This window comes from Mesorhizobium sp. WSM4904 (genome assembly GCF_029674545.1).
Lineage (GTDB): Bacteria > Pseudomonadota > Alphaproteobacteria > Rhizobiales > Rhizobiaceae > Mesorhizobium.
Genome location: NZ_CP121354.1, coordinates 3,591,240 through 3,616,307 on the forward strand (window position 1 = coordinate 3,591,240; position 25,068 = coordinate 3,616,307).

The window sequence follows — 25,068 nt, forward strand, 5'->3', positions numbered from 1 at the left end:
CCGGGCGTTCGGATACTTAAAGTCTCAGACGGCAGGTCTCCTGGCTCGCGGGTCATCGCCTTCTCGTGCCGCCTTCCCGGGGACATCCCAGTGGTTTTCGGCTGAGGCTCGTCGCTCACAGTTGCGGGGACAGCCGCGGATTTGGAATTTTTCAACTCCGCACCGCATTCCCTCTTGGCTCCTCCCTTTGCCGGGAGGAGACCGTCTGGGTCAGGATTTAGGCTTACGACTATGCGCCTGTCAACGCGCGGCTACGACACCCGGATGTCGGCCAGCGCCGGTCCAAGGTCGCCGGCTGGCGTCACCTCGATCGCCTCCAGGCCGAGCCAGGATTGCATCTGCTTCAGCTCTTCGAGCAATTGGGCAGCCGTTTCGGGCGGAGCGCCGGCTTCAGCATAGGCGGCGTGGACGCGCAGCACGCTGGCCGGGCGATCGGCCCGCAAGTCGACACGCGCGACGATCCGGTCGCCGAGCAGGAAGGGCAGCACGTAATAGCCGTATTGGCGCTTTTCGGCCGGCGTGTAGATCTCGATGCGGTAGCGGAAGTCGAAGAGCTTTTCCGTCCGCGTGCGCTCGAAGACGACGGGGTCGAACGGGGCGAGCAGCGCGCGCGCCTCGACCCTGCGCGGGAGGCGGGCGTCCTTGTGGAGATAGGCGATCTTGTCCCAGCCTTCGACCCGCACCGGCAGCAACTCGCCGGCCTCGACCAATTCCTCGATCCTGTCTTTGGTGTCGCCGGGTGCCAGACGAAAGTAGTCGCGCAGGTCGCCATAGGTGGCGATGCCATGGGCGCGGGCGGAAATGCGCAGCAATTCGCGATGCGCGTCCTCGACCGAGGGTACAGGCAGGTCGAGCACGGCCTGCGGCAAAACGCGCGCGGGCAGGTCGTAGTAGCGCTCGAAGCCGCGCCGGTAAGCGGTGGTGATGCGTCCGGCCCAGAACAGCCATTCGAAGGCGTGCTTGGCCTCGCTCCAGCCCCACCAGCCGCCATTGCCCTTGTGGCCCTCGATGTCGGAGGCGGCGATCGGCCCGCGTTCTGCGACTTCTTTATAGATCTCGTCGATCATCGTCTTGCGCTCACGACCCCATTTGGCGAGGCCGAGATACATTTCCTCGCCGCGTTCGGCGCGCTGCATGCGCCAGCGCAGGAGCGGATAGGTCTCGACCGGCAGGAACGACGCCTCGTGCGCCCAATATTCGAAGATGGCGCGCTTGCGGGTCACGGCTGCATTGTCCAGCAGCGCAAGCGGGTAGGGGCCGAGGCGCGAATAGAGCGGCATGTAATGGGCGCGCACCACCGCGCTGACGGAATCGATCTGCAGCAGGCCGGTCCGGGAGAGCACGCGGGCGAGGTGCCGGCGGTTGGGCTCGCCGCCCGGACGAGGGTCCGTAAAACCCTGCGCGCCGAGCGCGATGCGCCTTGCCATGCGAAGAGAGATTTTTTCCTTCATCAGGTGCCTTTGCCTCGATCCGTTTACCTGATTTCCAGCCGGTGATTCCAGCCATGCTAGCAGGCAAATGGCGGGAGATATGTCAGGAGAGAAAAGTGGAGTAAAAAGTGAAGGAAATCAAACAGGAGCGGATCGGACCAGTTTCTTCCGATATGGCGTCCAGCGCCGGATTTTGAACAAGGTTTGACTTGCGTCGCCGAAACCGCTGCGCTAACCCTCGCCGCGTTGCAGCATGGGCCCCTTTAAAACGGTTCAGCGGTTAAACTGTCACGCTTCCGCATTAGAGTCCGTTGCTGTAATCAAAGTGAACTGGCCCGCCAAAGGAAAGTCGCCGCATGAGCGCACTCCTAAGTTCGTATCTGCCCATCGTCCTCTTCATCGCAGTGGCGATGGTCGTCGGTCTCGCGCTGATCATCGCGCCGTTCTTGGTGGCCTACCGCAATCCCGACCCGGAAAAGCTTTCCGCCTATGAATGCGGGTTCAACTCCTTCGACGACGCCCGCATGAAATTCGACATCCGCTTCTACCTAGTGTCGATCCTGTTCATCATCTTCGATCTCGAGGTCGCCTTCCTGTTCCCATGGGCGGTGTCCTTCTCGAAGGTCGGCATGCTCGGCTTCTGGTCGATGATGGTGTTCCTGGCGGTGCTGACCATCGGCTTTGCCTATGAATGGAAAAAAGGAGCGCTGGAATGGGATTGAACGACAGTTCAGGCACCCTCGTCGCGCCGAAGCCCAAGGGCATCATCGACCCCAACACCGGCAGGCCGGTGGGGGAGGACGATCCCTTCTTCCTGGAAATCAACAATGAGCTGGCCGACAAGGGCTTCCTCGTCACTTCGACCGAAGCGCTGATCACCTGGGCGCGCAGCGGCTCGCTGATGTTCATGACCTTCGGCCTCGCCTGCTGCGCGGTCGAGATGATCCACACCTCGATGCCGCGCTACGACAGCGAGCGCTTCGGCGTCGCGCCGCGCGCGTCTCCGCGCCAGTCCGACATCATGATCGTGGCCGGCACGCTGACCAACAAGATGGCGCCGGCGCTGCGCAAGGTCTACGACCAGATGCCGGAGCCGCGCTACGTCATCTCGATGGGCTCTTGCGCCAATGGCGGCGGTTACTACCATTATTCCTATTCGGTGGTGCGCGGCTGCGACCGCATCGTGCCGGTCGACATCTATGTCCCCGGCTGCCCGCCGAGCGCGGAAGCGCTGCTCTACGGCATTCTTCTGTTGCAGAAGAAGATCCGCCGCACCGGCACGATCGAACGGTGAACCAATGGCCTTGGCGTTGAACGAACTCTCCACCTATCTCGGCGAGAAGCTCTCCGGCCGTATCGGCGAAGCCGTGCTTGCCTATGGCGAGCTGACGGTTTCCGTCGAGCCGGGCAATCTGATCGAGGTGGCGACCTTCCTGCGCGACGATCCGCGCTGCCAGTTCATCTCGATCATCGACATCTGCGGGGCCGACTACCCGTCGCGGGCCAAGCGCTTCGACGTCGTCTACCACTTATTGTCGCCCAAGCAGAATGGGCGCATCCGCCTCAAGGTCCAGGCCGACGAAGAGACGCTGGTGCCGTCGCTGACCTCAGTCTACCCCGGCGCCGACTGGTACGAGCGCGAGACCTACGATCTCTACGGCGTGCTGTTCTCCGGCCATCCGGACCTGCGGCGCATCCTCACCGACTACGGCTTTGACGGCCATCCGCTGCGCAAGGATTTTCCGCTGACCGGCTTCGTCGAGGTGCGTTACGACGACGAGGCGAAGCGCGTGATCTACGAGCCGGTCGAGCTCAAGCAGGAATTCCGCAATTTCGATTTTCTTTCTCCCTGGGAAGGGACGGACTACGTCCTGCCGGGGGATGAAAAAGCCAAGACGAATTGAGGCGCCAGAATGGCTGAGACCTCCGTCCGCAATTTCAACATTAACTTTGGGCCTCAACACCCTGCAGCGCACGGTGTTTTGCGGTTGGTTCTTGAGCTCGACGGCGAGGTTGTCGACCGCGTCGATCCGCATATCGGCCTGCTCCATCGCGGCACCGAGAAGCTGATCGAGGCCAAGACCTACCTGCAGGCCGTGCCCTACCTCGACCGGCTCGACTATTGCGCGCCGATGAACCAGGAGCATGCCTTCGCTTTGGCCGCCGAGCGGCTGCTCGGTATCGAGGTGCCGAAGCGCGGCCAGCTGATCCGCGTGCTCTATTCCGAAATGGGCCGCATCATGTCGCACATCCTCAATGTGACGACGCAGGCGATGGACGTCGGAGCGCTCACCCCGCCGCTATGGGGCTTCGTCGAACGCGAAAAGCTGATGGTGTTCTACGAGCGCGCCTCCGGCTCGCGCATGCATGCGGCCTATTTCCGGCCGGGCGGCGTGCACCAGGACCTGCCGCAGAAGCTGATCGAGGATATCGGCAAGTGGATCGACCCGTTCCTGAAGTCGATCGACGACCTCGACGCGCTGCTCACGCCCAACCGCATCTTCAAGCAGCGCAATGTCGATATCGGCACGGTGTCGCTGGCCGACGCCTGGGCCTGGGGTTTTTCCGGCGTGATGGTGCGCGGCTCGGGCGCTGCCTGGGACCTGCGCAAGGCGCAGCCCTATGAATGCTATTCCGAGATGGATTTCGACATCCCGGTCGGCAAGAACGGCGACTGCTTCGACCGCTATCTCGTGCGCATGGAAGAGATGCGCCAGTCGGCGAAGATCATGCGCCAGTGCGTCGACCTGCTGCTCGGCAAGGAAAGCGCCGGTCCGGTCTCGAACCTCGACGGCAAGGTGGTGCCGCCGAAGCGCGCGGCGATGAAGCGCTCGATGGAAGCGCTGATCCATCACTTCAAGCTCTATACCGAGGGCTACCGCGTGCCGGCAGGCGAGGTCTATGCTGCCGTCGAGGCGCCGAAAGGCGAGTTCGGCGTCTATCTCGTCTCCGACGGCACCAACAAGCCCTATCGCTGCAAGCTGCGGGCGCCAGGCTTCGCGCATCTGCAGGCCATGGATTTCCTGTGCCGCGGCCACATGCTGGCCGACGTCACCGCCGTGCTTGGCTCCCTCGACATCGTGTTTGGTGAGGTCGATCGCTAAATGTCAGTCCGCCGTCTCGCAGAAGCCAGCGTCCAGCCAGCGTCCTTCACCTTCAACAAGGAGAATGCGGCGGCGGCCAAGCAGTGGATCGCCAAATATCCCAAGGGACGCGAGCAATCGGCCATCATCCCCTTGCTGATGCTGGCGCAGGAACAGGAAGGCTGGGTCACCAAGGCGGCGATCGAGACGATCTGCGACATGCTCGGCATGCCGCGCATCCGCGGCCTCGAGGTCGCGACCTTCTACACGCAGTACCAGCTCAATCCGGTCGGCACCCGCGCCCATATCCAGGTCTGCGGCACCACGCCCTGCATGCTGCGCGGCTCGGAAGCGCTGATGGATGTCTGCCGGTCGAAGATCCATCACGATCAGTTCCACACCAACGAAAAGGGCACACTGTCGTGGGAGGAGGTCGAATGCCTCGGCGCCTGTGTCAACGCGCCGATGGTCATGATCTTCAAGGATACGTTCGAGGACCTGACGCCGGAACGCCTCGCCGAGATCATCGATCTCTATGAAGCGGGCAAGGGCGCCGAAGTTAAGCCGGGTCCTCAGAATGGCCGCAACGGCTCAGAACCGGCGTCCGGGCTGACGACGCTGAAGAGCGAGAAGGCGATCCTGAAGTCGACCCGCGACAAGGAAGCCAAGGCAGCGGCGAAGGCGGCCAAGGAGGCTGCGGCCTCGGCGCCGGCTGCCGCGCCGGCCGCCGTCGTCTCGCAGGAGCCTGCCGCGCCATCGGCTCCGGTCGGACCTTCGAAAACCAGCAAGCCGAAGACGGATGCGCCCGAAACAAGCCCGGCATTGACGACGCCGTCGCCGGTCAAGGTTTCGCCGGCCACCGAAAAGGCGGCCAGCGTCAGGGCGCCGCGTCACTCCGCGGCAAACGCCAACCAGGCTTCTCCGGAAGTCGAAGGGGTTTCGAAGCCGCGCAGCGGGCCGATCACAAAGGCCGAGCCGGCCGCGGCGTTCAAATCGCCGGAAACCAAGCAGCCCGCCGCCAAGGCAGATGCCAGCTCAAAGACGGGCAAGCCCTCGCTTGAGGACAAGAACCGCCCGGCCGGCATCGAGCGGCCGGCAGCGGTCGACGATCTGAAGCTGATTTCCGGCGTCGGTCCGAAGATCGAGGGCACCTTGCATTCGCTCGGCATCTACACTTTCGCGCAGGTTGCCTCGTGGAAGAAGGCCGAGCGCGAATGGGTCGACGGCTATCTCAATTTCCGCGGCCGCATCGAGCGCGACGACTGGGTGAAGCAGGCCAAGGCGCTCGCCAAGGGCGGCGTCGCCGAATACATCCGCGTCTTCGGCAAGAAGCCGGTCTGAGGGACGAGAAATGCTCCAGGACAAAGACCGCATCTTCACCAACATCTACGGCCTCTTCGACAAGTCGCTGGCCGGAGCGCAGGCGCGCGGCATCTGGGACGACACGCCCGGCCTCATCGCCAAGGGGCGCGACTGGATCATCAACGAGATGAAGGCGAGCGGCCTGCGTGGCCGCGGCGGCGCCGGTTTCCCGACCGGCCTGAAATGGTCGTTCATGCCCAAGCAAAGCGACGGCAGGCCGGCCTATCTGGTCATCAACGCCGACGAATCCGAGCCGGGCACCTGCAAGGACCGCGACATCCTGCGCAACGATCCGCATACGCTGGTCGAGGGCGCGCTGGTCGCCGGCTTCGCCATGGGTGCGGTCGCCGCTTATATCTATGTGCGCGGCGAGTTCATTCGCGAGCGCGAGGCGCTGCAGCGGGCCATCGACGAGGCCTATGCGGCGAAGCTCATCGGCAAGAACAACACGTCCGGCTACGACTTCGACGTCTACATGCACCATGGCGCCGGCGCCTATATCTGCGGCGAGGAGACGGCGCTGCTCGAAAGCCTGGAAGGCAAGAAGGGCCAGCCGCGGCTGAAGCCGCCATTCCCGGCCAATGTCGGCCTCTATGGCTGCCCGACCACGGTCAACAACGTCGAATCGATCGCCGTTGCGCCGACCATCCTGCGCCGGGGAGCCGCTTGGTTCTCGTCCTTCGGCCGGCCGAACAATGCCGGCACCAAGCTGTTTTGCGTCTCCGGCCACGTCAACAACCCGTGCACCGTCGAAGAGGCGATGTCGATCCCGTTCCGCGAGCTGATCGAGACGCATTGCGGCGGCATTCGCGGCGGCTGGGACAATCTGCTGGCGGTCATACCCGGCGGCGCCTCGGTGCCGTTGGTGCCGGCCGAGCAGATCATGGACGCGCCGATGGATTTCGACGCGCTGCGCGATCTCAAATCCGGCCTCGGCACGGCGGCCGTCATCGTCATGGACAAGTCGACCGATATCGTGAAGGCGATCGCCAGGCTTTCCTACTTCTACAAGCATGAGAGCTGCGGCCAGTGCACGCCGTGCCGCGAAGGCACCGGCTGGATGTGGCGGGTGATGGAGCGGCTGGTGCGCGGCGAAGCGCAGAAGCGCGAGATCGACATGCTGCTCGACGTCACCAAGCAGGTCGAGGGCCACACGATTTGCGCGCTGGGCGACGCGGCGGCCTGGCCGATCCAGGGCCTGATGCGGCACTTCCGCGGCGAGGTGGAACGCCGCATCGACGAGTTTTCGCGCAACGCGCACCGGGTCGAGCCGGTGATGGCGGCGGCGGAATAGTATTTGTGAAGACGGGCAATTGCCCGGGACGGAAAAGCAGGGGCGGGGCGTACGAAGAAACGACCAGGAGATGTCTATGGCGCCGTATTCGATAGCCTACCCGCTGATGCCTTATTGGGACCAACTCGAGAAGATGAACCAGGACCTGACAAAGATGATGCCGAGGGAGATGGCCAGCGCCGTCAATCTCATGGCGCATCCCGTCGCGGGCGCGGCCGCGATGTCGGCGCTGGGCATCGGATTTGCCAACCAGGCCCTCGGCGTATGGATGGGTGCGCTCTCCGGCGCGGTCGAAGCCTCGCAGCGCATGTTCCAGCCGTTCCTCGATGATCTCGAGGCACGGACCGAAGCCGCCAACAATTCGTCCAAGGCGCGCAAGGCGACCGAGACGCTGATCGCCGAGGCGCAGACCTTTGCCAGAGACATGACCGACATCGCGGCCAACGCCACCGAGAAGGCGCTCGACACGGCAGGTGCCGACACGGTTGCCGGAACGGCCGCGACCGGGCTGATGCCGGAGGATTTCAGGCAGCCCAAGGCGATCGACAAGCCGGGGAAGCCTTCCGACCTGAAGGCGATTTCGGGCATCGGGCCGAAGCTCGAGAAGGTGCTGAACGGTCTTGGCATCTGGACTTATGGCCAGATCGCTGCCTGGACGTCGGAAGAGATCGCCTGGGTCGAGGATTACCTGTCGCTTGCGGGCCGCATCGGCCGCGACGACTGGACCGGTCAGGCGGCGGCGCTGGCCGCCAAGTAGCGAGATGAAATGCCGGGCGCGGCATCAGCTGCGCCCGGAAAGAGAGATTGCGGGAAAATCCGCGAGGGTTTGAGGCGAATGGCAAAGCTCAAGGTCGACGGGAAAGAGATCACGGTACCCGACCACTACACGCTGCTGCAGGCGGCCGAGGACGCCGGCGCGGAAGTGCCGCGCTTCTGCTTCCACGAGCGGCTGTCGATCGCCGGCAATTGCCGCATGTGCCTGATCGAGGTGAAGGGCGGCCCGCCCAAGCCGCAGGCCTCCTGCGCCATGGGCGTGCGCGACCTGCGCCCCGGTCCGAATGGCGAGCCGCCGGAGATCTTCACCAACACGCCGATGGTCAAGAAGGCCCGCGAAGGCGTGATGGAGTTCCTGCTGATCAACCATCCGCTGGATTGCCCGATCTGCGACCAGGGCGGCGAGTGCGACCTGCAGGACCAGGCGATGGCTTTCGGCGTCGATTCCTCGCGCTATCACGAGAACAAGCGCGCGGTGGAAGACAAGTATATCGGCCCGCTGGTCAAGACGGTGATGAACCGCTGCATCCATTGCACGCGCTGCGTCCGCTTCACCACCGAGGTCGCCGGCATTTCCGAGCTCGGCCTGATTGGCCGCGGCGAGGATGCCGAGATCACCACCTATCTCGAACAGGCGATGACGTCGGAATTGCAGGGCAACGTCATCGACCTCTGCCCGGTCGGCGCACTGACCTCCAAGCCGTTCGCCTTCCAGGCGCGGCCGTGGGAACTGACCAAGACGGAATCGATCGACGTCATGGATGCCGTCGGCTCGGCGATCCGCGTCGATTCCAGAGGCCGTGAAGTGATGCGCATCCTGCCGCGCGTCAACGAGGCGGTGAACGAGGAGTGGATCTCCGACAAGACCCGTTTCATCTGGGACGGCCTGCGCACGCAGCGCCTCGATCGCCCCTATGTGCGTAAGGATGGCAAGCTCGCCCCGGCAAGCTGGGCGGAAGCTTTCGCGGCGATCAAGGACGAGGTGTCGAAGACCGCACCCGAGCGCATCGGCGCCATTGCCGGCGACCTCGCCGCGGTCGAGGAGATCTATGCGCTCAAGCTTCTGATGGCGGCGCTCAGCTCCAAGAACATCGACTGCCGCCAGGACGGCGCTGCGCTCGATCCGTCGCTCGGCCGCGCCAGCTACATCTTCAATCCGACCATCGAAGGCATCGAGCAGGCCGATGCGGTGCTGATCGTCGGCGCCAATCCGCGCTTCGAGGCCTCGGTGCTCAACGCCCGTATCCGCAAGCGCTGGCGCGTCGGCAACCTGCCGGTCGGCGTCATCGGCGAGATCGGCGACACGCGCTATGACTACGAGCTCATCGGCGCCGGGCCGGAGTCCTTGAAGGACCTGGCCGACGGCAACGGCAAGTTCTTCGAGGTGCTGAAGAATGCAACTCATCCGCTGATCATCATCGGCCAGGGCGCCTTGGCGCGCTCGGACGGCGCGGCGGTGCTCGGCCAGGCGGCAAGGCTGGCGACGGCCGTCAATGCCGTCACGGCCGATTGGAACGGCTTTGCGGTGCTGCACAACGCTGCGGCCCGAGTCGGCGGGCTCGACGTCGGCTTCGTGCCGGGCGAGGGCGGCAAGAATGTCGCCGGCATGCTGGGCGAAACGGATCTCCTGTTCCTGCTTGGCGCCGACGAGATCGACATGGCCAAGACCGGCGGCGCCTTCGTCGTCTATATCGGCACGCATGGCGATGCCGGCGCGCACCGCGCCAACGTCATCCTGCCGGCTGCCGCCTACACCGAAAAGTCCGGCACCTACGTCAACACGGAAGGCCGCGTGCAGCAGACCAACCGCGCCGGCTTCGCCCCGGGCGAAGCGCGCGAGGACTGGGCGATTCTCAGGGCGCTGTCGGATGTGCTCGGCAAGAAACTGCCGTTCGATTCGCTGGCGCAGCTGCGTGCCAAGCTCTACGGCGAACATCCGCATCTCGCCCGCGTCGATCAGGTTCTGGCCGGCAGCGCCGAAGACATCGCCAGGGCGGCGAAGCTCGGCGGACGCCTGAACAAGGGCACTTTCACCTCGCCGGTGAAGGATTTCTATCTGACCAACCCGATCGCGCGGGCCTCGGCCGTGATGGCTGAATGTTCGGCGCTGGCCAAGAGCGGCTTCAAGCAGGCGGCGGAATAAGCATGGATACCTTCTTCTCTTTCTACGTGCTGCCTGCGCTGCTGATCCTGTTGAAGTCGGTGGTGCTGATCGTCGTTCTTTTGATCTTCGTGGCCTATGTACTTTACGCCGACCGCAAGATCTGGGCAGCCGTGCAGCTGCGCCGCGGCCCGAACGTCGTCGGCCCCTGGGGCACGCTGCAGGCCTTCGCCGACCTGTTGAAGTTCGTGTTCAAGGAGCCGGTGATCCCGTCCGGTGCCAACAAGGGCGTTTTCCTGCTGGCGCCGCTGGTCTCGGCGGTGCTCGCAATCTCGGCCTGGGCCGTCATTCCGGTCAGTCAGGGCTGGGCGATCGCCAACATCAATGTTGGCGTCCTCTATGTCTTCGCCATCTCCTCGCTCGAGGTCTATGGCGTGATCATGGGCGGCTGGGCGTCCAATTCGAAATATCCGTTCCTCGGCGCGCTGCGCTCGGCCGCGCAGATGGTGTCCTACGAAGTCTCGATCGGCTTCGTCATCGTTACGGTGCTGCTTACCGTCGGTTCGCTCAACCTCTCCGACATCGTGCTCTCGCAGCAAGACGGCCTCGGCACCAGGCTCGGCCTGCCCAACACGTTCCTCGACTGGCACTGGCTGTCGCTGTTCCCGATGTTCATCGTGTTCTTCATCTCGGCGCTGGCGGAGACGAACCGTCCGCCTTTCGATCTCGTCGAGGCGGAATCGGAACTGGTTGCCGGCCATATGGTTGAATATTCGTCGACGCCGTTCCTGCTCTTCTTCCTGGGCGAGTACGTCGCCGTCGTGCTGATGTGCGCGTTGGCTACCATCCTCTTCCTTGGCGGCTGGCTGCCACCGTTCGATTTCGCGCCTTTCACCTGGGTGCCGGGCTTGATCTGGTTCGTGCTCAAGGTCTGCCTGGTATTCTTCATGTTCTCGATGGTGAAGGCGTTCGTGCCGCGCTACCGCTACGACCAGCTGATGCGACTGGGCTGGAAGGTCTTCCTGCCGATTTCGCTCTTCATGGTCGTCGCCACTGCGGCCTTCCTCAAGATCACGGGGTTTGCGTGATGTCCGCTCTGGCCCAAGCCGCAAAGGCGCTTCTGCTGAAGGATTTCGTCAGCGCCTTCTTCCTGTCGATGCGCCAGTTCGTGGCGCCGAAGGAAACGATCAACTATCCGCACGAGAAGGGGCCGCTGAGCCCACGCTTCCGCGGCGAGCATGCGCTGCGCCGCTATCCTAACGGCGAGGAACGCTGCATTGCCTGCAAGCTCTGCGAAGCGATCTGCCCGGCGCAGGCGATCACCATCGAGGCCGGCCCGCGCCGCAACGACGGCACGCGCCGCACGGTGCGCTACGACATCGACATGGTGAAATGCATCTATTGCGGTTATTGCCAGGAAGCCTGCCCGGTCGACGCCATCGTCGAGGGGCCGAATTTTGAATTCGCGACCGAGACGCGCGAGGAGCTTTACTACAACAAGGAAAAGCTGCTCGCGAACGGCGATCGCTGGGAGCGGGAATTGGCGCGCAACATCGCGCTGGACGCGCCCTATCGCTGACATTTGACGCATGGACGGGGCGCAGGGGCCCTGTCCAGAGGATGATCCCGAAAAGGTGCAGACTTTTCGGATCAGATCATCCTCCGGAATGAAAGAGTGGCGCATGTTTCTTTCGACTGGGGTCTTTGAACCCGATCGGAACATGCGCTAGGAACACGCGGCTTCGCACCGGAGGCGGGACGAAGCCAGAGACAACGGAGAGGATGAATGTCCGATCCGACAGGAACCCGGGGGAACCCATGCTGAGTGGATTAGAGGCGGTCTTTTTCTACCTCTTCGCCTTTATTGCCGTGGCGTCGGCCTTCATGGTCATCTCGTCGCGCAACCCCGTGCATTCGGTGCTGTTCCTCATCCTCACCTTCTTCAATGCCGCCGGGCTGTTCCTGCTGACCGGCGCCGAGTTCCTGGCCCTGATCCTGCTCGTGGTTTATGTCGGCGCGGTGATGGTGCTGTTCCTGTTCGTCGTCATGATGCTCGATGTCGACTTCGCCGAGATGAAGCAGGGCGCACTGCAATACGCGCCGATCGGCGCGCTGGTGGGGCTTATCCTGGCGGCTGAGCTGATCGTCGTGCTAGGCGGCTACAGCTTCGCGCCGCAGCTCGCCTCCACGGTCGCGAAGCAGACGCCGGATCTCGCCGCACGCTCGAATACGGCCGCGCTCGGCGACATCCTCTATACGGACTACCTTTATTACTTCCAGATCGCCGGCCTCGTGCTCCTGGTCGCCATGATCGGCGCCATCGTCCTGACGCTGCGCCACAAGGAAGGCGTCAAGCGGCAGTCGATCGCCGCCCAGGTCGGCCGCACGCCGGCCACGGGCATGGAAATCCGCAAGGTCAAGTCGGGCGAGGGTATCTGAGATGGTCGTCGGCATCGCGCATTATCTGACGGTTTCGGCGATCCTGTTCACGCTCGGCGTGTTCGGCATCTTCTTGAACCGCCGCAACATCATCGTCATCCTCATGTCGATCGAGCTGATCCTGCTCGCGGTCAACATCAACTTCGTCGCCTTCTCGGCGGCGCTGCATGACCTCGTCGGACAGGTCTTCGCCCTGTTCGTGCTGACGGTGGCCGCGGCCGAGGCCGCGATCGGACTTGCCATCCTTGTCGTCTTCTTCCGCAACCGCGGCTCGATCGCGGTCGAAGACGTGAACCAGATGAAGGGTTGACGGGAACCACCATGTACCAGGCCATCGTCTTCCTTCCGCTGCTCGGCTTCCTGATTGTCGGCCTGTTCGGCAATTCGCTCGGCGCCAAGGCATCCGAATACATAACCTCCGGCTTCCTGGTGATCTCGGGGGTGCTGTCGTGGATCGTCTTCTTCACCGTCGGCTTCGGCCATGGCGAGGTGTTCACCGTGCCGGTGCTGCGCTGGATCCAGGCCGGGGGCCTCGATGCCGCCTGGGCGCTGAGGATCGATACGCTCACGGTCGTGATGCTGGTCGTCGTCAACACGGTGTCGGCGCTGGTCCATATCTATTCGATCGGCTACATGCACCACGATCCGGACCGGCCGCGCTTCTTCGCCTACCTGTCGCTGTTCACCTTCGCGATGCTCATGCTGGTGACGGCCGACAACCTGGTGCAGATGTTCTTCGGCTGGGAAGGTGTCGGCCTCGCCTCCTACCTGCTGATCGGCTTCTGGTACAAGAAGCCGTCCGCCAACGCCGCCGCGATCAAGGCTTTCGTCGTCAACCGTGTCGGCGACTTCGGATTCGCGCTCGGCATCTTCGGCGTTTTCGTGCTGTTCGGCTCGGTCAATCTCGGCACCGTCTTTGCCAATGCGGCCTCCTTCCTTCCGGCCGAAGGCGCGCCGGAAGGGGCCGCCGTGCTCACCTTCCTCGGCCATGCGCTCGACAAGCACACGGCGCTGACGGTGGTCTGCTTGTTGCTCTTCATGGGCGCCATGGGCAAGTCGGCGCAGGTGCCGCTGCACACCTGGCTGCCCGACGCCATGGAAGGCCCGACGCCGGTCTCGGCGCTGATCCATGCCGCGACCATGGTGACGGCCGGCGTGTTCATGCTGGCGAGGCTTTCGCCGCTGTTCGAGCTGTCGCATTCGGCGCTCACCGTTGTCACCTTCATCGGCGCCTTCACGGCCTTCTTCGCGGCGACCGTCGGTCTGGTCCAGAACGACATCAAGCGCGTCATCGCCTATTCGACCTGCTCGCAGCTCGGCTACATGTTCGTGGCGCTCGGCGTCGGCGCCTATGGCGCGGCGATCTTCCACCTGTTCACGCACGCTTTCTTCAAGGCGCTGCTCTTCCTCGGCTCGGGCTCGGTCATCCACGCCGTCTCCGACGAGCAGGACATGCGCAAGATGGGAGGCTTGAGGACGCTCATCCCGAAGACCTACTGGATGATGGTGATCGGCACGCTGGCGCTGACCGGCGTCGGCATCCCCGCGACGGTGATCGGCACCGCCGGCTTCTTCTCGAAGGACGCCATCATCGCGACGTCCTTCGCCAGCCACAACGCGGTCGCGGGCTTCGCCTTCGTGCTGCTCGTGATCGCCGCCTGCTTCACCAGCTTCTATTCCTGGCGGCTGATCTTCATGACCTTCCACGGCGAGCCGCGCGCCAGCCACGAGGTTATGCACCACGTCCATGAATCGCCGCCGGTGATGCTGGTGCCGCTCTATGTTCTGGCCGCCGGCGCGCTGTTTGCCGGCATCATCTTCCACGGCGCCTTCATCGGCGAGGGCTATGCCGAATTCTGGAAGGCGTCGCTGTTCACTCTGCCTGAGAACCAGATCCTGCACGAGATCCACGAACTGCCGCTGTGGGTGGAACTGGCGCCGTTCATCGCCATGCTGATCGGCCTGGCGGTCGCCTGGAAGTTCTACATCAGTTCGCCGGAACTGCCGCGAAGCGTCGCCGCCAACCATCGCCTGCTCTACGGCTTCCTGCTCAACAAGTGGTACTTCGACGAACTCTACGACTTCCTGTTCGTGCGGCCGGCGAAGCGCCTCGGCCGGTTCCTGTGGAAGACCGGTGACGGCGCCATCATCGACGGGCTTGGTCCCGATGGCATCTCTGCGCGCGTCGTCGACGTCACCAACCGCGTCGTCAAATTGCAGACCGGCTATCTCTACCACTATGCTTTCGCCATGCTGATCGGCGTGGCCGCTCTCGTCACCTGGATGATGCTCTGATGACCGACTGGCCAATCCTCTCGCTGGTCACCTTCCTGCCGCTGGTTGGTGTTCTGCTCATTCTGCCGATCAGCGACGACAGCGAAAACGCGCGGCGCAACATCCGCTCGATCGCCTTCATCACGACGGCATTCACCTTCGTGGTCTCGCTGTTCATCTGGAAGGGCTTCGACAATTCGCAGGCCGGCTTCCAATTCGTCGAGAAGCACGCCTGGCTGGATTCGGGCATCTCCTACCATATGGGCGTCGACGGCATCTCGATGCTGTTCGTCATCCTGACCACCTTCCTGATGCCGCTTTCAATCCTCGCCTCCTGGGAGGCGATCGAGAAGCGGGTCAAGGCCTACATGATCGCCTTCCTGATCCTCGAGACGCTGATGATCGGCGTGTTCTGCGCGCTCGACATCGTGCTGTTCTATGTCTTCTTCGAGGGCGGCCTGATCCCGATGTTCATCATCATCGGCGTGTGGGGCGGAAAGCGGCGCGTCTACGCCTCGTTCAAGTTCTTCCTCTATACGCTCGCCGGCTCGGTGCTGATGCTGCTCGCCATCATGGCGATGTTCTTCCAATCCGGCACGACCGACATCACCACACTCTTGACGCATAATTTCCCGGCCAACATGCAGACCTGGCTGTGGCTCGCCTTCTTCGCCTCCTTCGCGGTGAAGATGCCGATGTGGCCGGTGCATACCTGGCTGCCGGACGCGCATGTCGAGGCGCCGACCGCTGGCTCGGTCATCCTCGCCGCCATCCTCTTGAAGATGGGCGGATACGGCTTCCTGCGCTTCTCGCTGCCGATGTTCCCGCTGGCGTCGGAGACGTTCGCGCCGCTGATCTTCACGCTCTCCGTCGTCGCCATCATCTACACCTCGCTGGTGGCGCTGATGCAGGAGGACATGAAGAAGCTGATCGCCTATTCGTCGGTCGCCCATATGGGCTTTGTCACCATGGGCATCTTCGCGATGAACCAGGAGGGCGTGCAGGGCGCGATGTTCCAGATGCTCAGCCACGGCCTGGTCTCGGGCGCGCTGTTCCTGTGCGTCGGCGTCATCTACGACCGCATGCATACGCGCGAGATCGACGCTTATGGCGGTCTGGTCAACAACATGCCGAAATACGCCACCGTGTTCATGATCTTTACCATGGCCAATGTCGGCCTGCCTGGCACCAGCGGCTTCGTCGGCGAGTTCCTGACCATGCTCGGCGTGTTCCGGGTCAACACATGGGTGGCCTTCTTCGCCGCCACCGGCGTGATCCTGTCGGCCGCCTACGCGCTCTGGCTCTACCGCCGCGTGATCTTCGGCGCGCTGACCAAGGAAAGCCTGAAGAACCTGCTCGACCTGTCGCCGCGCGAGAAGGCGATCATCTACCCGCTGGTGGTGCTGGTCATCTTCTTCGGCGTCTATCCGGCGCCGGTGTTCGACGCCACGGCGCAGTCGGTCAAGGCGCTCGTCACCAACGTCACCGCATCCATCAATTCCGCGCAGACCGCGGCGGCGAACTGACTGGGGAAACACCATGACGCCGGACCTTCTCTCCAGCCTTTCGCTCTCGACGCCGGAGCTGATCCTCGCCATCGGCGCGCTGGCGCTTTTGATGGTGGGCGCCTATTCGCGCTCCAACAACACGATGACGGTGACCGGGCTTGCGGTCGTGGTGCTGGTCGTCGCCGGCCTGTGGCTGGCCTTCTCCGGCGAGGGATCTGCCTATGGCAGCGCCTTCGTCCAGGATTCCTTCGGCCGCTTCATGAAAATGCTGGCGCTGATCGGCTCGGCGGTGACGCTCGTCATGTCGATGCGCTTCGCCAGGCAGGAGCATTTCGACAAGTTCGAATATCCGGTGCTGATCGTGCTCTGCACGCTCGGCATGATGCTGATGATCTCGGCCAACGGCATGATCGGGCTCTATCTCGGCCTCGAGCTGCAGTCGCTGGCGATCTATGTGCTGGCGGCGATCAATCGCGACAATCTCCGCTCGACCGAAGCGGGCCTCAAATACTTCGTCCTCGGCGCGCTGTCGTCCGGCATGCTGCTCTACGGCATCAGCCTCGTCTACGGCTATACCGGCAACACCGGCTTCCACGAGATCGCGACAGCGCTGGGCGGCGGCGAGCGGCAGCTAGGCCTCGTCTTCGGCCTGGTCTTCGTGCTCGCCGGCCTCGCCTTCAAGATCTCCGCCGTGCCCTTCCACATGTGGACGCCGGACGTCTATGAGGGTGCGCCGACCCCGATCACCGCTTTCCTCGCCGCCGCGCCGAAGATGGCGGCGATGGCGCTGATCGTGCGCGTCACCATGGGCGCCTTCAAGCCGATCGCCGCCGACTGGCAGCAGATCGTCGTCTTCATCTCGATCGCCTCGATGGCGCTCGGCGCCTTCGCCGCGATCGGCCAGACCAACATCAAGCGGCTGATGGCCTATTCCTCGATCGGCCATATGGGCTACGCGCTGGTCGGCCTTGCCGCCAACAGCCAGGCCGGCGTGCGCGGCGTCGTCATCTACATGCTGATCTATCTGGTGATGACACTCGGCACCTTCGCCTTCATCCTCGCCATGCGGCGCAAGGAGGGCAATGTCGAGCAGATCGGCGATCTCGCCGGCCTTGCCTCGACCAACCCGATCATGTCCACCATTCTCACCATCCTGATGTTCTCGCTGGCCGGCATTCCGCCGCTCGCCGGGTTCTGGGGGAAGTGGTACGTGTTCCTCGCTGCCATCAACGCGCATCTCTACGCGCTGGCGATCATCGGCGTGCTGGCCTCTGTGGTGGGTGCCTATTATTACCTGCGCATCATCAAGATCATGTGGTTCGATGAGCCTGTCGGCGGCTTCGTGCCGATGGCCAGCGAATTGCGCCTCGTGCTCGGCGTCAGCGGCGCCTTCGTGCTGTTCTACGTGCTGATCGGCGGGCCGATCGGCAGCTATGCCGAAGCCGCCGCCAAGACCTTCTTCTGACAGGATGGCATTTCGGCTGGCTCCAACCGCGGCGTCGGAGGGGTTCCGGCTCGAGGCCCATGACAGTGTCGGCTCGACCAACGCGCTGGCGCTGGAGCATGCGCGCGCCGGCGATCCCGGCAAGCTATGGGTGGTCTCGAAGAAGCAGGAAAGCGGACGCGGCCGGCGCGGCCGCGCCTGGGCGACGCCCGAAGGCAACCTGGCGGCAACATTGCTCCTGGTTCCGGGCGGCGAGCTCAAGCTTGCCGCGACGCTCGGCTTCGTCGCGGGGCTTGCCCTGGCGGACGCGCTCGATGCCATCGTCCCGCGAGGCCGGATCGCCGTCGGCCTCGATGGTGCCAGCGAAGGGCGCAACCGCTTCGAGCTGAAATGGCCGAACGACGTGCTCGCCTCCGGCGCCAAGCTCGCCGGCATCCTGCTGGAATCGGCGATGCTCGAAGGCGGCCGCTTTGCGGTAGCCGTCGGCATCGGCGTCAATGTCGTGGCGTATCCGGAGGATTTGCCTTATCCGGCGACGTCGCTGCAGGCGCTGGGCGCCAATTGCGACGCCGAGATGCTGTTCCTGGCGCTTTCGGACGCCTGGAGCGAGAATTTCAAATTGTGGGACGACGGGCGCGGCCTCGCCGCGATCAGGAAGCGCTGGCTGGCGCGCGCCGCCGGGCTCGGCGGCGAGGTTGCCGTCAGAATTGACGGCAATGTGGTGCGCGGCGTCTTCGAGACCATTGACGAGGACTGCCGTTTCGTGATCCGCGACGATGACGGATCTGTTCTGACGATCGCGGCCGGCGACGTACATTTCGGCGCGGTCGCCTCGGCGCGGGTGTAGTTTTGTTTTGCGCAATTTCGGACGGAAAATCGTGACACACTTTTCCTGGAATTGCGCTAACGGCTTGGCTTGAGCGGCCAGGAAGGAAAGATGCATGGCGAATAGAGAAAACGCCGAACTCGTGTTTGCGCCGCTTGGCGGTGTCGGCGAGATCGGCATGAACTTCGCCCTTTATGGCTACGGGCCGGCCGACGCGCGTGAGTGGATCGTCGTTGATGTCGGCGTCACCTTTCCCGATACCGCGCATCCGGGTGTCGATCTCATCCTGCCCGACACGCGCTTCATCGAGGAGAATCTCGACGGCCTGCGCGGCATCGTCATCACGCATGCGCATGAGGACCACTACGGCGCGCTGCTCGACATCTGGCCGAAGCTCAAGGTCCCGGTCTGGATGACGCCCTTCACCGCCGGCCTTCTCGAGGCCAAGCGGCAGGGCGAGCAGAATGCGCCAAAAATCCCAGCGACCGTCTACCGGGCTGGCGAGAAGTTCACGATAGGGCCGTTCGAGATCGAGGCCATTCCGGTGGCGCACTCGATCCCCGAGCCGATGTCGCTGGCGATCACCACACCGGCCGGCACGGTGATCCACACCGGCGACTGGAAGATCGACCCGGCGCCGACGATCGGCCCGAAGACCGACGAGGCGCGCTTCCGCGCCTATGGCGACAAGGGTGTGCTGGCGCTGATTTGCGATTCCACCAATGCGCTGAGGGAAGGGGAGTCGCCGTCGGAAGTGGCGGTCGGCGAGGGCCTCAAGGGCGTCATAGAGAAGGCCAAGGGCCGCGTCGCGGTCACCACCTTTTCCTCCAATGTCGGGCGCATCATCTCGATCGCCAGGGCGGCGCGCGATACCGGCCGGCAATGCCTGGTGCTCGGCCGCTCGCTGAAGCGCGTCATCGATGTCGCGACCGAGCTCGGCTACATGGACGGCCTGCCGGAATTCATTGCCGAGGAGGATTACGGCTACATCCCGCGCGAGAACCTGGTGATCATCTGCACAGGCAGCCAGGGCGAGCCGCTGGCGGCGCTGGCAAAGCTGTCGCGCGACGAAATGAAGTCGGTGGCGCTGACGGCCGGCGACACGGTGGTGTTTTCCTCGCGGACCATTCCCGGCAACGAGAAGGGGATCCTCGAGATCAAGAACCGGCTGATCGACCTCGGCATGAAGATCGTCGAAGACGGCGATGCGCTGGTGCACGTCTCCGGCCACCCGCGCCGCAGCGAATTGCGCAAGATGTATGAATGGGTGCGGCCGCAGATCGGTGTGCCGGTGCATGGCGAGGCGGCGCATCTGGTCGCGCAGGGCTCGTTGATGTCGATGTCGGGCATCGGCCAGGTGGCACAGGTGCGCGACGGCGATATGCTGAGGCTCTGGCCCGGTCCCGCCACGATCATCGACCAGGTGCCGTTCGGCCGCCTCTACAAGGATGGGCTCTTGATCGGCTCCGACCAGGCGATGGGCATACGCGACCGGCGCAAGCTGTCCTATGCCGGCCACGTCGCGGTCAATGTCGTGCTCGACGAGAAATACGAGCTCGCGGGCGATCCGGACCTTGTGGCGATCGGCGTCGCCGAGGCCGATGCCAGCGGCGAGACGCTGGAGGACCTGATGCTCGATGCGGCAATCGGCGCGGTGGACTCCATCCCCCGCCAGCGCCGAAAAGACCTCGATCTTGTGCAGGAAGCGGTACGCCGCGCCGTACGCGGCGCCGCCAACGAAGCCTGGGGCAAGAAGCCGCTGGTGACGGTATTCGTCACGCGGTGACGAATAAGGGAATAGGGGAGTAGGGCAGTAGGGAAGCACGAGTTTTCTTCAGTCTTGTTTTTCCCTACTCCCTTACTGCCCTACTCCCTTACTTCCCTAAAGCGGAGCGCTTTATGCTCGGACGCCTGAACCATGTCGCGCTTGCCGTGCCGGACCTGACCGCGGCGGCAGCCGCGTATCGCGATAGGCTGGGCGCCAGGCTCAGCGAACCGCAGGCGTTGCCGGAGCATGGCGTGACGGTGGTGTTCGTCGATGTCGGCAACACCAAGATAGAGTTGCTCGAGCCGCTGGGCGATGCTTCGCCCATTGCCGCATTCCTGGAGAAGAATCCTTCGGGCGGCATGCATCACGTCTGCTACGAGGTGGACGACATCCTCGCCGCGCGCGATCATCTCAAGGCGAGCGGCGCGCGTGTGCTCGGCGACGGCAATCCCAAGACCGGCGCCCATGGCAAGCCGGTGCTGTTCCTGCATCCCAAGGACTTCTTCGGCACGCTGGTCGAACTGGAGCAGGCATGAACTGGATTTCGTTTGTCGCGTTGTTCTTCGTCACCTGGTGGCTGGTGCTGTTTGCGGTGCTGCCGTTCAGCCTGCGCACGCAGGACGAGGACCATGATGTCACGCTCGGCACCGTTTCGAGCGCGCCGCGCGGGCCTCATATGCTGCGCGCGGCGATCCGAACGACGATCGTCACGGCGATCGTCCTCGGCATTTTCTACGGCCTGACGAGAGGACTGGGCCTGAGCCTCGACGATATCCCGCACATCGTGCCGGACTTTAGTCATACTGCCGGCCGCTAAAGTCCTATTCAGTTTCCGCAAGTATTGATCAGCCGACACGCGCTTTGGTTGAAATCGGAAGCCGGCTTCCGATTTTGGCGGCTAGCTGTGAGTAATGCTGTTTGGCAGGTCGCGCTGCTAAGCAGATGATTGCACAAAAAAAATGCAAGGCACGAGGCCTTGCAATTTAAACGCGTCCGATCTGTTTCCGGTGTCCGGCGGCAGCGAGTTACCGCGCCTAGATCGCATCCTCCCAAGACTTTGACCGCGTAGGAGAGCAGATTTTTCTCCGCCCTCTCGGTTATCGGCGCACACTAGACCAAGGCAGGTGAAAATGTCACGAAGAATTTTGCCTCCAAACGGGCAATATCGTGCTGCACTGCACAATAGTGCGGCAGGGCTTGCTTGTGAATCGATCAAATTGAAGGAATCGGCATTTTGCGGCCTAAAGCGCGTCGCGGCGGGACAGATTCAGGCGACGCGCTCCCAAAACCGCTGCGCACTTTTGGGCGACATGCATTAAGCAGCCTTTTTTGGTCAGGTGCAGAAGGCCCAACACTTTGGAGCGCTCGGGTTTCCATTCCGTCATGAAATGGCTATGAAGCCCGGGCAAGCAGCCTCGGTTGCACCGATTCCGGCGCCGCCATCCTCACTTACGGACCATTCCATGCGTTTGTCGCGCTATTTCCTGCCCATTCTGAAAGAAAATCCTCGCGAGGCCGAGATCGTCTCGCATCGGCTGATGCTGCGCGCCGGCATGATCCGCCAGCAAGGGCAGGGCAGCTTCTCCTGGCTGCCGCTCGGCAAGCGCGTGCTTGACAAGGTCTGCCAGATCATCCGCGAGGAGCAGAACCGGGCGGGCGCGCTGGAGATCCTGATGCCGACCATCCAGTCGGCGGACCTCTGGCGTGAGAGCGGCCGTTACAACGACTACGGCAAGGAGATGCTGCGCATCAAGGATCGCCAGGACCGCGACATGCTCTACGGTCCGACCAACGAGGAAATGGTCACCGAGATCTTCCGCGCCTACGTCAAGTCCTACAAGGACCTGCCGCTCAATCTCTACCACATCCAGTGGAAGTTCCGCGACGAGGTGCGTCCCCGCTTCGGCGTCATGCGCAGCAGAGAGTTCCTGATGAAGGATGCCTACTCCTTCGATCTCGATTTCGAAGGCGCGAGGGCCGCATACAACCGCATGTTCGTGTCCTACCTCAGGACGTTCACGCGCATGGGACTGCAGGCCATTCCGATGCGCGCCGACACCGGCCCGATCGGCGGCGACCTCAGCCACGAGTTCATCATCCTGGCCGAGACTGGCGAGAGCCAAGTGTTCTGCGACCGCGCCTATCTATCGCTCGACGTGCCCGGCGCGGACACGAACTTTTCCAACGATGCCGAGATCGACGGCATCGTGAAGAAATGGACGACGCCTTACGCCGCCACCGACGAGATGCATGACGAAGCCGCCTGGGCGAACGTCCCCGATGGCGACAGGCTCTCGGCGCGCGGCATCGAGGTCGGCCATATCTTCCATTTCGGCGAGAAATATTCGAAGCCGATGGGCGCCAAAGTGACCGGGCCTGACGGCAAGGACCATTTCGCCTCGGGCGGCTCCTATGGCATCGGCCCGTCGCGACTGGTCGCGGCGATCATCGAGGCCAGCCATGACGAGAACGGCATCGTCTGGCCGGAAGCGGTGGCGCCGTTCGATATCGGCCTGATCAACATGAAGGTGGGCGACGCCGAGTGCGATCGCGTCTGCGACGAGCTTTACTCGGCGCTGAGTGCTGCCGGCAAGGACGTGCTCTATGACGACACCGAACAGCGGCCCGGCGGCAAGTTCGCCACCGCGGACCTGATCGGCCTTCCCTGGCAGGTGATCGTCGGCCCGCGCGGCGTGGCCGCCGGCGAAGTCGAGATCAAGAACCGCCGGAGCGGCGAGCGCGAAACGCTGCCGATCGCGGAAGCCAAGAAGCGCCTGGGTATCGCCTGATGAGCGAGGCGGCTGCAGCCCGATCGCCGGCAGGCGCCTTTTCAGGCTTCGAGCGTATGGTGGCATGGCGCTACCTGCGCTCGCGCCGCAAGGAGACGGTGATCTCGGTCATCGCCTCGATCTCCTTCCTCGGCATCATGCTGGGCGTGGCGACGCTGATCGTCGTCATGGCGGTGATGAATGGTTTTCGCGCCGAGCTTCTTACACGCATTCTCGGTGTCAACGGCCATCTGATCGCGCAGCCGCTCGATTCGCCGCTGGAGGACTACGCCCAGGTGGCGAGCCGTATCAACGGTGTTGCCGGTGTCAAATACGCCATACCGCTGATCGACGGGCAGGTGCTGGCGCAAGGCAATGTCGGCGGCGGCGCCGGCGCGCTGGTGCGCGGCATTCGCGCGGAAGACCTCGGCAAGATCTCGATCGTTTCCAGCAACATCAAGCAGGGCACGCTCGACGGTTTCGACACCGGCGATGGCGTGGCGATCGGCAAGCGCATGGCCGAGAATCTGGGGCTGGTGCTCGGCGACACCATCACGCTGATCTCGCCGGAAGGCGACGTCACGCCGCTCGGCACGACGCCGCGCATGAAGGGCTACAAGGTGGCGGCGATCTTCGAGGTCGGCATGTCGGAGTATGACAGCTCGATCGTCTATATGCCGTTCTCGGAAGCGCAGCTCTATTTCAACATGGACGGGCGGGCGCAGACGGTCGAGATCTATGTCGACAATCCCGACAATGTCGATGCGCTGAAGCCGCAGGTGGAACAGGCGGCGCAACGGCCGATCGAGCTCGTCGACTGGCGCCAGCGCAACGAGACCTTCTTCTCGGCGCTGCAGGTCGAGCGCAACGTCATGTTCATGATCCTGACGCTGATCGTGCTGGTGGCGGCGCTCAACATCATCTCCGGCCTCGTCATGCTGGTGAAGGACAAGGGCCACGACATCGCCATCCTGCGCACGATGGGCGCCTCGCGCGGCGCGATCCTGCGCATCTTCCTGATGACGGGCGCGGCGATCGGCGTCACCGGCACCATCGCCGGCGTGCTGCTCGGCGTCGTCATCTGCCTCAACATCGAATCGATCCGCCAGTTCTTCTCCTGGATGACGGGTAGGATCCTGTTCAACCCCGAGCTCTATTTCCTCAGCCAGCTGCCGGCGAAAATGGATGCGCGCGAGACCACCTATGTCGTCATCATGGCGCTCGGCCTATCCTTCATCGCGACCGTGTTTCCGGCCTGGCGGGCGGCCCGGCTCGATCCGGTCGAAGCCCTGAGGTACGAGTGATGGCCGAAGCCATTATCGAGCTCAAGGGCGTCGAGCGGCACTATGTCCAGGGGCCGCGCAAGCTCACCATTCTGAACGGCGCCGACTTCTCGCTCAGACGCGGCGAGATGGTGGCGCTGGTGGCGCCGTCGGGCAGCGGCAAGTCGACGCTCCTGCATACTGCGGGACTGCTGGAGCGTCCGGACGCCGGCGACGTGATCCTCAGCGGCCGGGCCTGCGGCAGGCTCTCCGACGAGGAACGCACAGCGATCCGCCGCAACGATATCGGCTTCGTCTATCAGTTCCATCATCTGCTGCCGGAATTCTCGGCGCTCGAAAACATCATGATGCCGCAACTGATCAAGGGACTTCCTCCCAAGGAGGCGTCGGAGCGGGCGGCACAGCTGCTCGATTACATGCAGATCGGCAAGCGCGCGCAGCACCGTCCGGCCGAGCTCTCGGGCGGCGAGCAGCAGCGCGTGGCAATAGCGCGCGCCGTCGCCAATGCGCCGCTGGTGCTTCTCGCCGACGAGCCGACGGGCAACCTCGATCCGACGACCGCCTCCTATGTCTTCGACGCGCTGGAGGCGCTGGTCAGGCAGTCGGGGCTGGCGGCGTTGATCGTCACGCACAATCACGAACTCGCCTCGCGCATGGACCGGCGGGTGACGCTGGCCGAGGGGAAGGTCGTGCCGCTTTAGGGTGTGTGTCTCC

23 protein-coding genes and 1 riboswitch are annotated in these 25,068 nt (G+C 63.6%); of the genes, 22 read left to right on the plus strand and 1 reads right to left on the minus strand.

What is annotated here, in order from left to right:
• Positions 1 to 12 precede the first annotated feature (12 nt).
• A riboswitch (cobalamin riboswitch) is annotated at positions 13 to 221 on the minus strand.
• Between the two features lie 30 nt (positions 222 to 251).
• Positions 252 to 1,451: a winged helix-turn-helix domain-containing protein gene (locus QAZ47_RS17095; RefSeq protein WP_278230139.1), complete on the minus strand. Its 1,200-nt coding sequence runs from the start codon at positions 1,449 to 1,451 to the stop codon at positions 252 to 254.
• Between the two features lie 335 nt (positions 1,452 to 1,786).
• Here QAZ47_RS17095 and QAZ47_RS17100 point away from each other — a divergent pair, with 335 nt between their 5' ends.
• The 22 genes from QAZ47_RS17100 to QAZ47_RS17205 all read left to right on the plus strand — a co-directional run bounded on the left by QAZ47_RS17100 (position 1,787) and on the right by QAZ47_RS17205 (position 25,055).
• Positions 1,787 to 2,152, plus strand: coding sequence for an NADH-quinone oxidoreductase subunit A (locus QAZ47_RS17100; RefSeq protein WP_149791214.1), 366 nt, complete (start codon positions 1,787 to 1,789; stop codon positions 2,150 to 2,152).
• Positions 2,143 to 2,724 (plus strand): NADH-quinone oxidoreductase subunit B, encoded by a 582-nt coding sequence (locus tag QAZ47_RS17105; RefSeq protein WP_013531090.1) that lies wholly within the window; start codon positions 2,143 to 2,145, stop codon positions 2,722 to 2,724. Before QAZ47_RS17100 ends, QAZ47_RS17105 begins: the two co-directional genes overlap by 10 nt.
• Before the next feature lie 4 nt (positions 2,725 to 2,728).
• Positions 2,729 to 3,334, plus strand: a complete 606-nt coding sequence (locus QAZ47_RS17110) for an NADH-quinone oxidoreductase subunit C (protein ID WP_278201906.1) — start codon at positions 2,729 to 2,731, stop codon at positions 3,332 to 3,334.
• Between the two features lie 9 nt (positions 3,335 to 3,343).
• Positions 3,344 to 4,534 (plus strand): NADH-quinone oxidoreductase subunit D, encoded by a 1,191-nt coding sequence (locus QAZ47_RS17115; RefSeq protein WP_278072853.1) that lies wholly within the window; start codon positions 3,344 to 3,346, stop codon positions 4,532 to 4,534.
• On the plus strand, positions 4,535 to 5,854 hold the full coding sequence (locus QAZ47_RS17120) for an NADH-quinone oxidoreductase subunit E (protein ID WP_278230140.1): 1,320 nt from the start codon (positions 4,535 to 4,537) through the stop codon (positions 5,852 to 5,854).
• 10 nt (positions 5,855 to 5,864) lie between these two features.
• The gene (gene nuoF / locus QAZ47_RS17125; protein WP_278201909.1) at positions 5,865 to 7,169 is read left to right on the plus strand and encodes an NADH-quinone oxidoreductase subunit NuoF; all 1,305 of its coding nucleotides are present in this window, start codon (positions 5,865 to 5,867) and stop codon (positions 7,167 to 7,169) included.
• A gap of 76 nt (positions 7,170 to 7,245) precedes the next feature.
• Positions 7,246 to 7,926: an NADH-ubiquinone dehydrogenase gene (locus QAZ47_RS17130; RefSeq protein ID WP_278230141.1), complete on the plus strand. Its 681-nt coding sequence runs from the start codon at positions 7,246 to 7,248 to the stop codon at positions 7,924 to 7,926.
• Between the two features lie 78 nt (positions 7,927 to 8,004).
• Entirely contained in the window at positions 8,005 to 10,086 is a 2,082-nt protein-coding gene (nuoG, locus tag QAZ47_RS17135) for an NADH-quinone oxidoreductase subunit NuoG (protein ID WP_278230142.1), read from the plus strand.
• Positions 10,087 to 10,088: 2 nt separating this feature from the next.
• Entirely contained in the window at positions 10,089 to 11,132 is a 1,044-nt protein-coding gene (gene nuoH / locus QAZ47_RS17140) for an NADH-quinone oxidoreductase subunit NuoH (RefSeq protein ID WP_278230143.1), read from the plus strand.
• On the plus strand, positions 11,132 to 11,623 hold the full coding sequence (gene nuoI / locus QAZ47_RS17145) for an NADH-quinone oxidoreductase subunit NuoI (RefSeq protein ID WP_278201916.1): 492 nt from the start codon (positions 11,132 to 11,134) through the stop codon (positions 11,621 to 11,623). Before nuoH ends, nuoI begins: the two co-directional genes overlap by 1 nt.
• A 239-nt stretch (positions 11,624 to 11,862) precedes the next feature.
• Positions 11,863 to 12,483, plus strand: a complete 621-nt coding sequence (locus QAZ47_RS17150) for an NADH-quinone oxidoreductase subunit J (RefSeq protein ID WP_278072859.1) — start codon at positions 11,863 to 11,865, stop codon at positions 12,481 to 12,483.
• A gap of 1 nt (position 12,484) precedes the next feature.
• Positions 12,485 to 12,793: an NADH-quinone oxidoreductase subunit NuoK gene (gene nuoK / locus QAZ47_RS17155; RefSeq protein ID WP_066998791.1), complete on the plus strand. Its 309-nt coding sequence runs from the start codon at positions 12,485 to 12,487 to the stop codon at positions 12,791 to 12,793.
• An 11-nt stretch (positions 12,794 to 12,804) separates the two neighbouring features.
• A complete protein-coding gene (nuoL, locus tag QAZ47_RS17160) occupies positions 12,805 to 14,778 on the plus strand; it encodes an NADH-quinone oxidoreductase subunit L (RefSeq protein WP_278230144.1) in 1,974 nt (657 codons plus the stop codon).
• A complete protein-coding gene (locus tag QAZ47_RS17165; RefSeq protein WP_278230145.1) occupies positions 14,778 to 16,283 on the plus strand; it encodes an NADH-quinone oxidoreductase subunit M in 1,506 nt (501 codons plus the stop codon). The genes nuoL and QAZ47_RS17165 overlap by 1 nt, the downstream gene beginning before the upstream one ends.
• 13 nt (positions 16,284 to 16,296) lie before the next feature.
• Positions 16,297 to 17,730, plus strand: coding sequence for an NADH-quinone oxidoreductase subunit NuoN (nuoN, locus tag QAZ47_RS17170; RefSeq protein ID WP_278230146.1), 1,434 nt, complete (start codon positions 16,297 to 16,299; stop codon positions 17,728 to 17,730).
• Positions 17,731 to 17,734: 4 nt separating this feature from the next.
• Positions 17,735 to 18,556: a biotin--[acetyl-CoA-carboxylase] ligase gene (locus QAZ47_RS17175; protein ID WP_278230147.1), complete on the plus strand. Its 822-nt coding sequence runs from the start codon at positions 17,735 to 17,737 to the stop codon at positions 18,554 to 18,556.
• Positions 18,557 to 18,650: 94 nt separating this feature from the next.
• Complete coding sequence (locus QAZ47_RS17180; protein WP_278201922.1) at positions 18,651 to 20,321, plus strand: ribonuclease J; 1,671 nt, start codon at positions 18,651 to 18,653, stop codon at positions 20,319 to 20,321.
• Positions 20,322 to 20,434: 113 nt separating this feature from the next.
• Positions 20,435 to 20,839: a methylmalonyl-CoA epimerase gene (gene mce / locus QAZ47_RS17185; protein WP_278201923.1), complete on the plus strand. Its 405-nt coding sequence runs from the start codon at positions 20,435 to 20,437 to the stop codon at positions 20,837 to 20,839.
• Complete coding sequence (locus QAZ47_RS17190; protein WP_278230148.1) at positions 20,836 to 21,120, plus strand: DUF1467 family protein; 285 nt, start codon at positions 20,836 to 20,838, stop codon at positions 21,118 to 21,120. The genes mce and QAZ47_RS17190 overlap by 4 nt, the downstream gene beginning before the upstream one ends.
• A gap of 646 nt (positions 21,121 to 21,766) precedes the next feature.
• Complete coding sequence (gene proS / locus QAZ47_RS17195) at positions 21,767 to 23,092, plus strand: proline--tRNA ligase (RefSeq protein ID WP_278230149.1); 1,326 nt, start codon at positions 21,767 to 21,769, stop codon at positions 23,090 to 23,092.
• On the plus strand, positions 23,092 to 24,375 hold the full coding sequence (locus tag QAZ47_RS17200; RefSeq protein WP_278230150.1) for a lipoprotein-releasing ABC transporter permease subunit: 1,284 nt from the start codon (positions 23,092 to 23,094) through the stop codon (positions 24,373 to 24,375). Before proS ends, QAZ47_RS17200 begins: the two co-directional genes overlap by 1 nt.
• On the plus strand, positions 24,372 to 25,055 hold the full coding sequence (locus QAZ47_RS17205; RefSeq protein WP_278072869.1) for an ABC transporter ATP-binding protein: 684 nt from the start codon (positions 24,372 to 24,374) through the stop codon (positions 25,053 to 25,055). The genes QAZ47_RS17200 and QAZ47_RS17205 overlap by 4 nt, the downstream gene beginning before the upstream one ends.
• The last annotated feature ends 13 nt before the right edge of the window (positions 25,056 to 25,068 follow it).